The organism is Streptomyces sp. JLBJ103, assembly GCF_058215575.1.
In genome coordinates this window covers 8,198,878-8,214,281 of record NZ_CM177089.1, presented here as the reverse complement: position 1 = coordinate 8,214,281, position 15,404 = coordinate 8,198,878, and the positions used below count along the sequence as shown (strand labels likewise).

Annotated in this window: 10 protein-coding genes; 5 read left to right on the top strand and 5 right to left on the bottom strand. The window is 71.6% G+C overall.

From position 1 onward, the window contains the following. The first annotated feature begins 62 nt into the window (after positions 1 to 62). Positions 63 to 2,096 carry an ATP-binding protein gene (locus AC4BEG_RS34830; protein WP_490703667.1) on the top strand — a complete coding sequence of 678 codons (2,034 nt, stop codon included), beginning with the start codon at positions 63 to 65 and terminating at the stop codon, positions 2,094 to 2,096. 73 nt (positions 2,097 to 2,169) lie between these two features. Beyond that, entirely contained in the window at positions 2,170 to 4,551 is a 2,382-nt protein-coding gene (locus AC4BEG_RS34825; RefSeq protein WP_490703666.1) for a hypothetical protein, read from the top strand. A gap of 123 nt (positions 4,552 to 4,674) precedes the next feature. Here the strand turns inward: AC4BEG_RS34825 and lpdA are convergent, their stop codons facing one another. After that, positions 4,675 to 6,075 (bottom strand): dihydrolipoyl dehydrogenase, encoded by a 1,401-nt coding sequence (gene lpdA, locus AC4BEG_RS34820; protein ID WP_490703665.1) that lies wholly within the window; start codon positions 6,073 to 6,075, stop codon positions 4,675 to 4,677. A gap of 30 nt (positions 6,076 to 6,105) precedes the next feature. Here lpdA and AC4BEG_RS34815 point away from each other — a divergent pair, with 30 nt between their 5' ends. Then, positions 6,106 to 6,480: an RNA-binding S4 domain-containing protein gene (locus AC4BEG_RS34815; protein ID WP_490703664.1), complete on the top strand. Its 375-nt coding sequence runs from the start codon at positions 6,106 to 6,108 to the stop codon at positions 6,478 to 6,480. 60 nt (positions 6,481 to 6,540) lie between these two features. On the opposite strand, the gene AC4BEG_RS34810 is transcribed toward AC4BEG_RS34815, so the two are convergent. From AC4BEG_RS34810 to AC4BEG_RS34800, 3 genes are all read right to left on the bottom strand, one after another. Beyond that, a complete protein-coding gene (locus tag AC4BEG_RS34810; protein WP_490703663.1) occupies positions 6,541 to 7,818 on the bottom strand; it encodes an NAD(P)/FAD-dependent oxidoreductase in 1,278 nt (425 codons plus the stop codon). Then, entirely contained in the window at positions 7,815 to 9,263 is a 1,449-nt protein-coding gene (locus AC4BEG_RS34805) for an NAD(P)/FAD-dependent oxidoreductase (RefSeq protein ID WP_490703662.1), read from the bottom strand. The genes AC4BEG_RS34810 and AC4BEG_RS34805 overlap by 4 nt, the downstream gene beginning before the upstream one ends. A gap of 241 nt (positions 9,264 to 9,504) precedes the next feature. Continuing rightward, positions 9,505 to 10,995, bottom strand: coding sequence for an FGGY family carbohydrate kinase (locus AC4BEG_RS34800; protein ID WP_490703661.1), 1,491 nt, complete (start codon positions 10,993 to 10,995; stop codon positions 9,505 to 9,507). A gap of 349 nt (positions 10,996 to 11,344) precedes the next feature. Between AC4BEG_RS34800 and AC4BEG_RS34795 the strand changes: the two genes are divergently transcribed. Further along, positions 11,345 to 12,352 (top strand): hypothetical protein, encoded by a 1,008-nt coding sequence (locus AC4BEG_RS34795; RefSeq protein ID WP_490703660.1) that lies wholly within the window; start codon positions 11,345 to 11,347, stop codon positions 12,350 to 12,352. Between the two features lie 130 nt (positions 12,353 to 12,482). Further along, the gene (locus AC4BEG_RS34790) at positions 12,483 to 14,003 is read left to right on the top strand and encodes an amino acid permease (protein ID WP_490703659.1); all 1,521 of its coding nucleotides are present in this window, start codon (positions 12,483 to 12,485) and stop codon (positions 14,001 to 14,003) included. Between the two features lie 52 nt (positions 14,004 to 14,055). On the opposite strand, the gene AC4BEG_RS34785 is transcribed toward AC4BEG_RS34790, so the two are convergent. Next, complete coding sequence (locus AC4BEG_RS34785) at positions 14,056 to 15,303, bottom strand: FAD-dependent oxidoreductase (RefSeq protein WP_490703658.1); 1,248 nt, start codon at positions 15,301 to 15,303, stop codon at positions 14,056 to 14,058. Between the last annotated feature and the right edge of the window lie 101 nt (positions 15,304 to 15,404).

Below are 15,404 nucleotides of genomic sequence, written 5' to 3'. Positions count from 1 at the left end.
CGCGGCCGTGCGCACGGGGACGCAGACAGAACAACCGGAACGGGATGAGGGAACAGGCCACCGTGAGCAGTGTGGACACAGCGGCACCCGCGGGGGACGCGGAGGCGGAACAGCGGCAGCCGGCGGCGAAGCGGACCGCCCGCACGAGGTCGAAGACCACCGCGAAGACCACTGGCACGACGACCGCACGTACCGGAAAAACCAAGGCCGTTGGCCGCGGATCGGCCCGGCGCGACGGCGCCGGGGACGGCTGGCGGGCCACCGCCACGTACCCCGAACCGCCCCGGCGGACCGGCACGGCCAAGGGCGGTTCGCGTCTCGAGCGGTTCATCAGCGCCATGATCGCCATGGGGCAGACCGGACAGGTCTTCGGTGAGCACGGCATCGGGAAGACATCGACGTTCCTGTCCTACATACCGCGGGCGCATCCGGGGACCGATGTCATCCTCGTCCCGGCGGCCAATCTGACCCCGGACGATCTGCTGGTGAACGCGCCGGTCCGGGACGACCGCACCGGGGAGCTGGTCCTCACCCAGCTGATCATGCGTCAACTCAACCCAGGCAAGCCCTTTGTGCTGCTGATCGACGACTCCTTGCAGGCCGGGGAGACCATCCAGTCGCAGTTGATGCAGATCGCCTGCAACTGGACGCTGGGCGAGCACGATCTGCGCAAGCTGGGCTGCGTCGGCGTCTTCCTCGCGGACAACGAGTCGCTGACCGAGACCAGCGCCCGCCGCAGCGATCTGGCGGTGCTGGACCGGATGGTCACCCTGCGGATCACGGCCAATGACACCGCCTGGCGGGAGAAACTGGCCGAGCGCTACGAGGACTGGGATCTGACCGAGGTGTTCCGCGTCTGGGCCGGACTGACCCCGTATCTGCGGTCGTTGCTGTCCCCCCGCACCCTCCAGCACATCCTGGACTGCGCCCGCGCCGAGTTCCCGCTCGCCTGGGGCCTGCCCCTGGTGGGCGGCACACGGCTGCGGCTGCGGGACCGCAAGGCCGATGGCACACCGGGAGCGGACCGCACCACCGAGTTGCTCGACGCCATCGCCGGGGCCCTGGGCCGCCCCAACCCCGCCTCCATCCCCGACCCGGTGCGCCGGATCCTGCGCACCGCGGTCCGGGAGAACTGGGCCGTACTGCTCCAGGGGCCGCCCGGCTGCGGCAAGACGGAGATCACCAAGACGGTGGTCCGCGAGGAGAGCGGCACCGACCCGGTGTACTTCTCGCTGCCGGTCACCAATGTCGAGGACCTGTGCGTACCGGTCCCCACCCCCGACGGCACCCTGGACACCCTGCTGAGCCGCTCACTGACCGGCCCCGACCCCAAGGTGATCGTCTGGGACGAGTACAACCGGCCCAAGGACAAGGCCACCTTCGCCAAACTGATGGAGATCACCCAGGAGTGGTCCCTGGCCGGGCGGCCGATCCCGGGGCTGCGCGCCCAGGTCGCGCTCCAGAACCCGCCGTACCACCTGGGCCGCAAGCTGCTGGTGAGCAGCAACAACGTGGCACAGGCCAGCCGTTTCACGGTCAGTTACGAGGTGCGGCCGGAGGACATCCCCGCCAATGAGTGGCTGATCTCCACCTACGGCGAGGTGGCCGAGACGGTGCTCGACTGGTGGAAGAACGACATCGACGACGAGGGCCGGGACTGGATCACCAAGCGCACACTCGAGCGGCTGATCAAGCTGCATCTGGCCGAACAGCCGCTGGAGACGGGGCTGATCTATCTCGGCGAGGGCGAGTACGCGCCGGTGCCGCTGTCCCGGCTGGAGGCGCGGCTCTCCGAGAACGCCGAGCAGCAGGTCATCGGGCTACGGGAGATCGCCCGGGAGGTGGACCGCTGGGAAGCCCGGCTGGCCGCCGCGTCCGAGACCTCGGCCGAGGGCACCAATGACACCGATCTGGTGCACCAGGCGTTCGCCAACGCCGAGGTGTCCCAGCTGAAGCGGCACGCCGAGGCGGTCGCGCGGCTGCTGCGCCATCTGCCGCCGAAGCTGCGCGCCACCCATCTGGTGGGCCAGACCCCGGAGCGGCAGCGCTTCTGGGTCGGCGCACTGGCCCGGATGGCCGAGCTGGGCACCGAGTGACCCCCACCCGCCCCACCGTTCTTTCCCTCTTCCCGCCACGGCGGCGGGATCTGACGATCGGAGACTTGCCGGCGTGGCGCCTCTCCCCCCTGTCCTGCTGTCCACACTCCTCGGGCTGGCCGGACGGTCCCGCGCCCCGGACCTCATGGCGCGGCTGCGCGAGGAGACCCTCGCCATGCTCCAGTCCTCAGCGCCCCGGCCCGGCCATGTGGTGAACCACGTGATCGCCTCCGGGGACCGTGAACTGCTGACGGCCCTGGCCAAGGGGACGCCGCCACGCCAACTGCCCGTCCTGCTGCGGCTGGCCGCGTTGGGCGACCCTCGCCTGGCCCGTACGCTCTACGGACGGCGGCTGCGCCAGGACCTGGAGACGAGGCTGCGCCGCGCGGTGCTCGCCGGAGCCGCGGAGAACCTGGAGGACCCCGGATGGCGCGCTCCGGGCGGTCTGGTGAGCTTTCTGCTGTCCACCCGCGCGTCCGACGATCTCGTCCCGGCGCTCAGCGCGCCGTTCCCCGAGGTGGTACGGCATGCGACCGCCGTACTGGAGGCGGGCGTACCGGAGGCGGGTGTTCGGCCCGAGAGCGCCCCGGCACCCGACGACGGGGACCTGGTGACCCGGCTGCGGACAACAGTGGGCAGGTATCAGGTGTTCTCTCTGGAGGACATCGACGTCAACTGGGAAGCGATCCTGGCCGAGCACCGCACCAAGCCCTTCCCGGACGGGGCGCTGGCCACTCTGGCGTCCCGCCCGGACTGCCCGGAGGAACTGGTGCTGGCGGCCTGGCGCGAGTGCCAGGGGACGAACGAACAACCCGTCCTCCCCTGGGCGCTGTTGCGCGGGACCGACCGGGCCGACGACTCGGCGTACGGGCTCCGCCTGTTGCTCGCGCGCGGCATCGCCGACGGCCGCTATCCGGCCCACGGGGTGCTGGCCGAAGTCCGGCCCGTCCGCCAGGTGCTGGCCGCGCTCCCCTTCCGGGAGGAGACGGTCCGTCAGGCGATGACCGAGCTGGTCCGCCCGCTCGGGAAGGACTTCGCCTGCTGGCGCGCGCTCTACGCGCTGCTCCCCCGGTTCACCGGAACGGCCACGGAGCTGGTGGCCGCGGCCGTGGAGCAGTCGGTCAAGCACCGGGGCAAGGACTGGCCCCGACCACTCGGTCCCGAGTTCCCCGCCAAGCACCCCGAGGGCGGCCGCGCGGCGTTCCTCCGGCTGTTCCACCATGCCTCCGATGACGTCCAGTCGGCGGTCGTGGAGCATCTGGACCTCCGGTCCGTACAGCATCTGCTGCTCTTCCACCCGCCCTCGCCCGCCGTGCGCGACCGCGTGGTCGCACTCCACGGCCGGTCGGTGCTCGCCCTCGTGGCGTCGCGCTGGGATCTGCCCGCGGAGCGGATACAGGAGCTGATCGTCCATGACGACCCCGAGATCAACACCTGTCTGTACGTCCACACCGAGCTGACGGACGAACAACGCAGAGGCATCCTCGTGGGCAGGCGGTTCGGGACGGGCGGGGGTACCGAGCCCCTGCCGGTCACCGAGGAGCTGGTCCAGGAGCTCGAGTGCAGCGGACGCCGCCACTGGCTGCTGCCGATCCGCGACTCCGGCGATCCCCGCCTGGTGCGGATCCTGCTGGGCAAGGTCAAACTGCAAACGCCGGCCGGGCAGTTGCTGCCGCTGGTGCGGATGTGGGAGCGGTACGGCGCATCGGACGTGGCGGCGCTGCTGGACGAGACCGAGTTCGGCGGCCGAGAGCGGCGCAAACATCCGCTGCCCCCCGAAACGCACACCGTGGTCCGGAAGGCGCTGGCGACGCCGGACGGACTGGCCGTGCTGCGTGAGGAGTTGGCGACGGCGCAGGCGCCCGCCGCCCAGGCGGCGATCCTCCGCGGACTGGGGCGTCAGGCCCCCGGGGAGATCGACACGATGCTGGACCGGCTGTCCGAGGAGACCGGCCTCTCCTGGGAGGGACTGACCGAGGAGCACGACCGGGATCCGCTGCCGGACAACGTCATCGTCCAGATCGCACGGCGGGAAGACTGCCCGGAGGACCTGCGCCGGCACAGCGCCCCGGCCGACCTGCGGCTGAGGCATGACGCCCACCCTCATGACCTCACCGGCTCCCGCCCCAGTGCCCGTGATCTGCTGCGCCACCACCGGCTGCCCCGCTCCAGGCCGGATGAGTGGCTGGGCCTGGCGCTCACGCACGGGCAGCTGACCCTGCTGGACGTGGTGCGCGAGGCACGTCCGGCCGGGCCCGCCGTGCTCTTTCTGGCCCATCGGCCGCTGAATGCCCGAGAGCGGGCGGATGTTCCGGCGTACCGGGAGCTGCGGAAGCTGGTCGCCACGCATCTGGGCGATGACCCGGAGGCGTGGGCGGTGGCGCTGCGGCTGCTGCCCGACTTCCCCGGCACCCTCCCGGAGCTCCTGACCACCACCGCGGCTGTCGTCAGCTGACACTCAGCCCGGGGGCGAGCTACCTGCCCGCCTCCACTGCGTTCACCCGGCGCAGAACAGGGTTTCACATGAAACTGTCTCGCATATTCTCATACATCACATCTCGTGGTCGCCGGTGGCGGGTCACATGTTGACCATGTGTCCCGCCAGCCCGTGGACCGCTTCCTTGACGGCCTCGCTGAGCGTGGGATGGGCGTGGACGTTGCGGGCCACCTCGTGCACGGTCAGATCCCACTGCTGCGCGAGGGTGAGCTCCGGGAGCAGCTCGGTGACCTCGGGGCCGATGAGATGGCCGCCGAGCAGCTCGCCGTGGCGGCCGTCGCTGATGAGCTTCACAAAGCCCACGGGGTCACCCAGACCGTGGGCCTTGCCATTGGCGCTGAACGGGAACTTGGCCACCCGGACATCGAAACCGCGCTCCCGGGCCTGGGCCTCGGTCCAGCCGAAGCTGGCGATCTGCGGCTGGCAGAAGGTGGCACGCGGGATCATGACGTAGTCCAAGGCCATGGTCTCCGCGTCGGCGATCGTCTCGGCCGCGACGATGCCCATGGCCTCGGCCGCGTGGGCGAGCATCAGCTTGGCGGTGACGTCCCCGACCGCGAAGATGTGCGGCACGCTGGTGCGGCAGTGGCCGTCGACGTCGATGGCGCCGCGCTCGGTGAGCCGGACGCCGGTGTTCTCCAGGCCGTAGCCCTCGACCCGGGGCCGGAAGCCGATCGCCTGGAGCACCCGCCCGGCCTGGAGGGTCTGCCGCTGACCGCCGGTGGTGACCATGACCTTGACGGCGGAGCCCGCGTCGTTGATCGCCTCGACCCGGGTGGAGGTCAGGACATGGATGCCCAGCTTGCGGTAGCGGCGGGCCAGCTCGGCGGAGACCTCCTCGTCCTCCAGGGGCACGATTCGGTCCAGGAACTCCACCAGTGTCACCTGCACCCCGTAGCTGTGCATGATGTACGCGAACTCGACGCCGATGGCGCCCGCGCCCGCGATCAGCACACTGCCGGGCAGCTCGGGTGAGAGGATCTGCTCCTCGTAGGTCACCACACGGTCGCTGAGCGAGGTGCCGGGCAGCAGATTGGTGGACGCGCCCGCCGCGATCACACAGTGGTCGAAGGTCAGGTTCTCGGTGCGGCCGTCGGTGAGGGTGACCCGCAGGCCGTGGGGGCCGGTGAAGGTGCCCCGTCCGTCGCACTGGGTGATCTTGTTCTTCTTCATCAGGTAGTGGATGCCGCGGACCCGGCCGTCCGCCACCTTCCGGCTGCGTTCGAACGCCGCCCGGTAGTCCAGGGTCACATCGCCGGTCACCCGGAACCCGAAGGTCGCCGCCTCATGGGTGAACAGATGGGCCAGCTCCGCATTGCGCAGCAGCGCCTTGGACGGAATGCAGCCCACGTTCAGACAGACGCCGCCCCAGAAGCGTTCCTCCACGATGGCCGTGGTCAGACCGAGCTGGGCGGCGCGGATCGCCGCGACATAGCCGCCCGATCCCGCTCCCAGGACCACGACGTCGAAATGTGCGCTCATGCGTCGCACCTTAGACATTAGAGTCGGAGTATGGCTTCTGATGAGGGGTCCGTACGGGTGGACAGCTGGATCTGGTCCGTGCGGCTCACCAAGACGCGTTCGATGGCCGCCTCGGCCTGCCGCGCCGGTCACGTCCGTGTCAACGGCGAGCGGGTCAAGCCTGCCCACGCGGTGCGCGCCGGGGACGAGGTGCGGCTTCGCCACGGCGGGCGGGACCGGGTCGTGGTGGTATCGCGGGTGGTGCGCAAGCGGGTCGGAGCGCCCGTCGCGATCGAGTGCTATGTGGACAACAGCCCGCCACCGCCACCGCGCGAGCAGGCGGTGCCGATCGGACTGCGCGACCGTGGCACCGGGCGGCCAACCAAGCGGGACCGGCGGGACATGGACCGGCTGCGCGGACTGTGAGCGCGCGGAGGAGTCCGGTTTGCTGTCGCGGGCCGAGACCCCGACCGGGGGCCGAGCCGGTCAGTCCACCGTGACCAGCACCGGCCCGCCGCGCGGATCCGCCGCGCCGATCCAGTCGGCGCCGAGGTGGAGCGGCCGGCCGGGGGCCACGGTGCGCGGCACCCGCCGTCGGTGCAGTGTCCGGCCGTCCTGACGGACGGTGAGCACCGGCCGGGTCAGGAACGCGGCGGTGCGCAGGGTGAACCGGTCCAGTGGCGGACGGGGGCCGCCGGGGTCGATGCGGTTGGGTGCGATCCAGCGCAGCGGCGCACCGACGCGCACCGGCAGCGGATCCGCGGGCCATTGCCGGTCGGTCAGATGGCGCAGCACCGGTCCGGCCGCCAACCGGCCGTCCAGGGCGGCCACATCGGCCGTTTCGACGGGGTGCAGCAGATTGCCCACGGCGAACACCCCGGGCTCTCCGGTGCGGAACCCGGTGTCGGCCGCGGGGCCCCGGGTGCCGTGGTCGAGGGCGATTCCGGCGCTTCGGGCCAGTTCGTGGTCGGGGATCCAGTCGCCGGTGAACACCACGGTGTCGCAAGGGATGGTCGCGGTTCTGCCGTCGCGGTGGCGCACCCGCACACCGGCCAGCCGTCCCCGTCCGGTCAGCCCGGTCACGGTGGTGTCGGTGAGCAGCGGGAAAGGGTGGCACAGCCGGGTGCCGAGGTCGAACGCGGACACGGTCTGGTGGCGCGGGAGGTCGGTGACCATGGCGGCCACGTCGGCCCTGGCGTGGCGCAGGGTGAGGACGGCGGAGTAGCTGATGTGTTCGGCGCCGACGACCACCGCCCGGCGGCCGACGGTCTGCTGGTGCACATGGACGGCCTGCTGGAGCTGTCCGGTGGTGAACACACCCTCCGGGCGGTCGCCGGGGACCAGCCGTGCGGCGCGCGGCCGTTCACGGGCTCCGGTGGCGAGGACCACGGCCCGAGCGGTGATCCGTTCCAGACCACCGGGCCCGGTGGTGTCCAGGGTGCGCGGGCCCGCCCATCCGGTGGCGGTGACACCGGTGCGCAACACCGCCCCAGCGCGCAGGGCGGCGGCGATGGAGTGGCGGGCGTAGTCCGGCCCGCTCATCATCCGCCGCAGATCGCGCAGGCCGAATCCGGTGTGGTGGCAGTGGCGGGGTACGCCACCCGCGTGGAGCTCGCGGTCCAGCACCTCCACCCGGTCCACCCCGGCGGCCGCCAGCCGGGCGGCGAGGGCGAGTCCGGACGGTCCGGCGCCGACGATCAGTACATCGACGGCGCGCCGGCGGCGGCCGGGCGCGGCGGTGGCGGAATCGGTCGGGGTGGTCATCGCCGGGCCTCCGTCGGTGACGTGCCGGGGCTGTGGCGGGGTGCGCCGGGTCCGCCGTGCCCGTCGAACTGGGCGCGTACGGCGGCTCCGCAGGAGAACCCCTGGCAGCGGCCGCCGAGCGCGCGGGTGCGGCGCTGGAGGCCACCGAGGGAGCCGGGCGGCACGGTGCTGCTGAGGGCGTCCCGGATCTCGCCGCGGGTGACGCGTTCGCAGTGGCAGACGACGGTGCCGTAGGCGGGGTCGGCGGCGATGAGGTCGGCCCGCTGGTAGGGGCGCGGGAACGCCTCGCCGATGTTGGGCATCCGTACCGGCTCGAGCTTCCGCGCGGGGCCGGGGTCCAGTCCGCATCCGGTGAGGATTTCGGCCACATGGGCGGCGATGGCGAGGGAAGCGGTCAGCCCGGTGGAGCGGATGCCGCCGACGGACACATAGCGCTGGGCGGGGTGGGCGCGGATTTGGTAGTCGCCGTGTTCGGTGGCCGCGCGCAGTCCGGCGTAGACCGCGGTGATCTCCTCGCCCAGCAGCTCCGGCATGATCCGTGCGCCCTTCTCGCGGAGGAGGTCGAGCCCGTCGGCCGACGATCCGGTGGCACGCTTGTCGTCGAGATCCTCGGCAGTGGGGCCGAGCATCACATTGCCGTAGACGGTCGGCGTGACCAGCACCCCCTTGCCCAGCTTGGTGGGTACCGGCAGCAGGATGTGGTTCACCAGGCCGCGGGCGAACTTGTCGAAGACGATGAGCTGGCCGCGGCGCGGGGTCACGCTGAACTCGGTGTGGCCCAGCAGCCGGTCGATCTCGTCCGCGTACAGGCCCGCGGCGTTGACCAGATGACGGGCGCGCAGCACACCCCGGGTGGTGGCCACCTGGTGGTGTTCGCCAGGGGTGACGGCCCGTACCGCGCAGTGGAGATGGAGGTGGACACCGGCGCGCACCGCCTGGGTCGCGTAGGCGAGCGTGGTCGTCCAGGGACAGATGATGCTCTCGCCGGGGACGTCGAGAGCGCCGAGGGCGCCCGGCCCCAGATGCGGTTCCCGGGCGTAGACCGCGTCGGCGTCGAGGATCCTGGTCTCGTGGCAGCCGTTGCGCGCCGCCTTGTCGGCGAGGGCCGGGAGCGCGGTGAGCTGGTCGGTGTCCCAGGCCACCAGGAGGGCGCCGAGCGGTTCCACCGGGATGCCCGCCTCGGCGGCGTACGCGTTCAGCCTCCGGTAGCCGTCACGCACCAGCCGGGCTTCCAGTGTGCCGGGGGTGGCGTCGAAACCGGTGTGCAGAATGGCCGTGTTGGCCTTGGAGGTGCCGTTGCCCACGTCGTCGGACGCCTCCAGCAAGGCGATCCGCAGCCGGTGTGCGGCCAGTTCACGGGCGATGGCGGTGCCGACCACCCCGGCGCCGACGATGGCCACGTCGTAGACCTCGTCCGGGAGGTCGCCCGTGGTGGTGACGGTCATGCTGGTTCCCCGTTCGCTTGTTCGCTGCGGCTTGTGTGTGATGGCGGGTGGTCAGGCCCTGTCCTAGGCCCTGTCCTGCCGATCTTCGCGGGCCCGCGACGCCTGGCACCGCGCCTCGCCGCGTTGTCGGGATCTTCCGAGTACGCCCAGTACGAGGACGACCCTCCGCCTTGCGATCCACGGCACCAGTCACCGCGGGCTGATCCACGAAGATCGACAGGACAGGACCTAGGTGGCGGTGTCACCCGGCACCCGGTGGCGCGGGGTCCGGCAGCGCGGCCACGGCCGAACGGAAGCGCGCCAGCCGCTCGGCGGCCTGGGCCGCGCCGATCCGCGGCTCGTAGACCGCGGACGGTTCCCAGGCCGGGACGGCCCGTTCGGCATCGAGGCCGGGGTCGAGTCCCAGCCGGGCGGCGGCGGCCACGCCCAGCGCGGTGACATCGGGCAGCGCGGACACCTCGACGGGCCGTTGCAGCAGATCGGCCTGGGTCTGCATGAGCAGGGCCGAGCGGGTCAGTCCGCCGTCGACGCGCAGGCTGGTGAGCGGGGCACCCAGGTCGGCGCAGGCGGCGGTGGCGATCTCGGCGACCTGGGCGGCGATGCCCTCGCACAGCGCGCGCACCAGATGGCCCGCGGTGGTGTCCAGTCCCAGGCCGGTCAGCGACCCCCGCGCGTCGCCGCGCCACCACGGCGCGGCCAGACCGGCGAGCGCCGGTACGAAGGTGACTCCTCCGGTGTCCGGCACACTTCCGCCGACCGGGTCGAGGTCCTCGGGCCCGCCGATCACCTTGAGGTCGGTGAGCCAGCGCACCGCGGAGGCGGCGGTGTACACCTGCCCGTCCAGGCAGTAGCTGGTGCGCCCGCGGAGCCGCCAGGCCACACAGCTGACCAGGCCGTTGCTGCCGCGGCGGGGCCGAGGGCCGGTCTGCGCGAGGAGGAAGGCACCGGTGCCGTAGGTGCACTTGGCGGCGCCCGCCCGGGTCACCCGCTGGGCCAGCAGGGCGGCCTGCTGGTCGACGAGCAGCCCGGTGAGCGGGATCTCGGCGCCGAAGGCGGTGGTGGTCCCGACCGCGGTGTCGGCGTCGACGACCCGCGGCAGCCGCTCGGCGCTCAGCCCGAAGAGGTCCAGGGCCCTCGGGGACCACTCCACCCGGTCCAGGTCGAGCAGTTGGGTGCGGCCCGCGGTGGCGGCGTCGGTGACAAACGCTCCGGTGAGCCGGTGGACCAGCCAGACGTCGCTGGTGGTGACCACGCCTTCGCGGGTGAGGTGGCGGCGGATCCATGCCATCTTGGGCGCGGCGAAGTACGGGTCGAGCGGCAGTCCGGTCAGTTCACGCAGGGTGTCCGCGTGGGGGGCCAGGTCGGCGCACACCGTCTCGGCCCGGCGGTCCTGCCAGACCAGTGCGTCGGTCAGCGGGGTGCCGGTGGCGGGGTCCCAGGCGAGCACGGTCTCCCCCTGGTTGGCCAGACCGACCGCCACGACCGGTTCGCCCGCCTCGCTGAGCGCCTGGCGTCCGGCGTCGACCACCGAGGTGAGCAACGCGGCGGGGTCGACCTCGACCAGTCCGCCGGGCAGGAAGCGGGGGCGCACGGTGGCCGCACCGGTGCCGATCACACCGCGCTCGGGACAGACGACCAGCGCCTTGGTACCCGAGGTGCCCTGGTCGACGGCGAGCACCGGGCCGCTCGAGGGGTCGGCCGGGGTGGGTGCGCGGCGCTCTGCTGGCAACATGTCCCGTTCTCCGCGAGGGAGTTGGCCGATCGCGTAGGGTGCGACCGGGGCTCGGTCGATCGTGCGGTTATCGATGATCGCGCACAGCAGCCTGGTGGCAGCGCCGGGGCGGCGTCAAGAGCGGCTCTGGACCGGTGCCATTTCTCCACACCACCGGCCGAGCGTGGCCGGACGCGGATACGCGGTCATGTACCGGACACCGCGATGCCCTAAGATCCCCACATCCAACGATCTGCCGAGCACGCCCGGAAGCGAAATCTCCGGCGTGCCCGCATATATGACGATCCATCAGCAACATCCCCGCTCCACATCAGGTACGTCTACGTCAGCTCCGCACGAAAGTCACCCGATGGCCGAGGAAGAGTTCCGCCCCGTCTACCACCCGGCGGGCTACGACGACGGGCTGCGCATCGCCTTGCAGGACCTGCGGACCGGCCGCTGGATCTCGATGCGCAACCTGCTGGCGGAGACCCCGACCTGGACGCTGTGGACCCAGCGCACCCAGGTACTGGCCGCGGTGGCCGCCGGATCCAATGTGGTGGACGCGTGGCGGGCCGAGGAGCCGGACAGCGTGGCGGCGCTGGTGATGCACACCCGGGTCGTGGTGGAACGGGCGGTCCGCGCCCGCCGGGAGGGACACCAGCGCACCCAGGAGCTGTGGCAGGAGGCGTGGGAGTGCTGCCGGATGGCCGCGCACAACTCCGCTGCGGACCCGGTGCCCTGGGTGTGTCTGCTGGCCCTGGCACAGCTCGACACCGATCAGCGGATGGCGGAGCACCGGATGGAGCCGCCGGGGCCGCTGCTGTTCCCCGGGCCCTGGGGGCTGCTGGCGGAGGCCGACCGGCGCGATCCGTACAACCGCGAGGCGTACCACCGGATGCTCCAGTTCGTGTACATGCGGCGGGCCGGCGGATCGCTGGCCGAGGCGGTCAACTTCGTGCAGTGGGTGGTCTCGGGCGCGCCCGAGGGGTCGCCGCTGCATGTGCTGCCGCTGTACGTCCATGTCGAGCGGTACCGGGAGGAGCGCGGTTTCGAGAAGGCGCTGGACCTCCACTGGGCCACCCGGGACGCGGCCCGGGACGCCAACCGGGCGCTGCGCGGCTGGTTCGACCACGCGGACCGGACCACCAGCTCGCTACTGGACCTCAACCATCTGGCGCACGCGCTTTGGGGAGCGCTGCAATTCCCGGACGCGGCCCGGGTATTCGAGGCGCTGGGACCGTACTTCACCCCGCTCCCCTGGGCCTATCGCACCCCCGATCCGTCGGACCGCGCACTGGCCGAGGACACCTTCCTGCGCGCCCGGATCCGCTGTCTGGCGGGCGCCCGCGGGCCCAGACCCGGGCCCAGCGGCTGAGCGCCACCGCTCGGTCCCCCCCTCACCTTCAGTTGAACCACCTTCAGTTAAACCACCTTCCGTTAAACCACCTTCCGTTGAACCACCTTCCGTTGAACGTTCCCCGCTTTCCCCCTACGGAGGTACCCTCATGTCCACCGCATGGTCGCAGTCGGGGCCCGCCCCACAGCAGGACGACGAGCAGCGGCTGCGGGAACTCGGCTATCAGCCGGTCCTGGCCCGCCGGATGGGCGGCTTCGGCAACTTCGCCATCAGTTTCTCGGTGATCTCGATCCTGTCCGGCTGTATGACGCTGTACGGCTTCGGGATGGGCGCCGGCGGTCCGGCGGTGATGCTGTGGGGCTGGGCCGGGGTCGGCCTGTTCGTCCTGTTCGTCGGGCTGGCGCTGGCGGAGGTGACCAGCGCGTATCCCACCTCCGGTGCGCTGTACTACATGGCCGACCGGCTCGGCGGCCGGGCCTGGGGCTGGTACACCGGCTGGCTCAATCTGCTGGGGCTGCTGGGGGCGATCGCCGGAATCGACTACGGCGCCGCGCAGTTCACCGGCGCGCTGTTCCAGCTCCAGTGGGGTTTCGACCCCACGCCGGAATCGACCATGGTCATCTTTGTCTGCATCCTGCTGCTGCACGGGGTGCTGAACCTGTTCGGGGTGCGGCTGGTCAGTCTGCTCAACTCGATCAGTGTGTGGTGGCATCTGGCGGGTGTTGCCGTGATCGTCGGGGCGCTGGCGATCGTCCCGTCCCACCACCAGTCGCCGGAGTTCGTGTTCACCGAGTTCGTCAATGACACCGGCTGGTCGAATCCCCTGTATGTGGCGGCGATCGGACTGCTGCTCGCGCAGTACACCTTCTCCGGGTACGACGCCTCCGCGCATCTGTCCGAGGAGACCTCCAACGCCTCGGTGTCCGCCGCGCGCGGGATCGTCCGGGCCATCTGGGTGTCCTGGGCCGCCGGTTTCGCGCTGCTGGCCGGGCTGACGTTCGCCATCCAGGACTACGCCGGGGCCCAGAACAGTGAGACCGGGGTGCCCCCGGCGCAGATCCTCATCGACGCCCTCGGCACCGGCGGCGCCACCGCCATGCTGCTCATCGTCATCGTGGCGCAGCTGTTCTGCGGCAACGCGGAAGTGGCGGCGGCCAGCCGGATGGTGTTCGCGTTCAGCCGGGACGGCGCGCTGCCCGGGTCCCGGCTGTGGCAGCGGGTGAGCTCCCGTACCCAGACCCCGGTGCATGCGGTGTGGTTGTCGGTGACGGTCGCGTGTGTGCTGGCGCTGCCGTCGCTGTATTCGGCGACCGCCTACGGCGCGGTGACGGCCATCAACGTCATCGGGATCACGCCCGCCTACGCCATCCCGATCTTCCTGCGGCTGCGCGCCGGGGACCGGTTCCGTCCGGGGCCGTGGCATCTGGGCCGCTGGAGCAAGCCGGTGGGCTGGGTGGCGGTGGTGTGGGTCGCCTGTGTGACGGTGCTGTTCTGTCTGCCGCAGTCCAGCCCGGTGACGGTCGACTCGATGAACTATGCCTCCATCGCGCTGGCCGTGGCGCTGACCCTGGCCACCATCTGGTGGTTCGTCGCCCGCCGTTCGTACCAGACCCCCACCGGCTACGGGACCGCCCGTGAGCAGGCGGAGATCGCGGAGGGCATCGTCTGACCGGTCCGGGCCCCACGGTCCGCACCATCCGGCTCCGTGCCGCCCGCCCGGTTCAGTCCGGGCGGCGCAGCGACACGGCGGGCGGGCGCTCGCGCATCGCGCCGTAGGCGAGGAAGTACGCGGGCGCCCGCTTCAGCCACGGCGCCCTGGTGACCAGATCGGCCAGCCGCAGGGCCGTTACGTCCTTGCCGACCGGTGAACGCCCGCTGAGCAGCGGTTCGATGACCCGGGCATGGGCGATCCGCTGGAGTGCCTGGGTCGCGGCCGTGGTCGGCCACCGGCGGCGCTGGACCGCGCGGACGTCATACAGACCGACGATGCCCTCGCGCAGCGGCCCCACGAGATGGCGGGCGGCGGCGACGGCGTCCTCGACGGCGAGGTTGATCCCGATTCCGAAGACGGGCGACATGGCGTGTGCGGCGTCGCCGATGCACAGCAGGCCGGGGCGGTGCCAGCGGCGGAGCCGTTCGAGCCGTACGTCCAGCAGCTTCACCTCGTCCCAGGACTCAAGCCCCGGTTCGCGGTCGGCGATCCACGGGGTCGCCTGCGCGAACTCGGCCAGGAACCGGTCGAGTCCGGCGGCGCGGCGTTCTTCGTCGGTGCCCTTGCGGATGAGGACGGCGCACTGCCAGTAGTCACCGCGGTCGATCATGGCCGTCACAAAGCGGTCGCCCGCGTTGCCCACCACGCCCCGCGGATCGGACTCCCGCCGCGGCAGCCGGAACCACCAGGCGTCCATCGGACAGGGGAAGGCCCGCAGCCCCAGTTCGGGCAGGGCCCTGGCCAGGGAGCCCCGGCCGTCGCAGGCCACCGTGAGGGTGGCGCGCAGTTCGCCGGTGGTGCCGTTCGGGGTGCGCTCCCGATAGCGCACCCCGGTGATCCGTCCGCCCTCCCGGAGGAAGGAGATGGCCTCGGTGTTCATCCGAAGGTGGAACGAGGGCTCCCGCGCGGCCTCGTCCGCCAGCAGGTTCAGCAGATCCCACTGCGGCACCATGGCGACGTAGTTGTACGGGCCCGAGAGCGCGCCGATGTCGCCCACGGTGACCAGGTCGCCGCCGGGCCCGATGGGCAGCCGGACGGTCTGCACATGCCGTTGGGGCAGCGCGGCGAACAGCTCGGCCAGACCCAGGTCCTCCAGGAGGCCCAGGGTGCTGGGGTGCACCGTGTCACCGCGGAAGTCACGCAGGAAATCCCCATGCTTCTCCAGGACGGTCACCTCGACGCCCGCTCTGGCCAGCAGCAGACCGAGGACCATCCCGGCGGGGCCGCCGCCCACCACACAACACGTGGTCCGTTCCATCAGATGCGCTCCCTTCGATGTGTCAGGACACAGGGCAACACCTCGGGATCCGTACCCCGGGGAGCCACGCCCTACCGATCTCCGGTGCCGGGGGCGGAGAG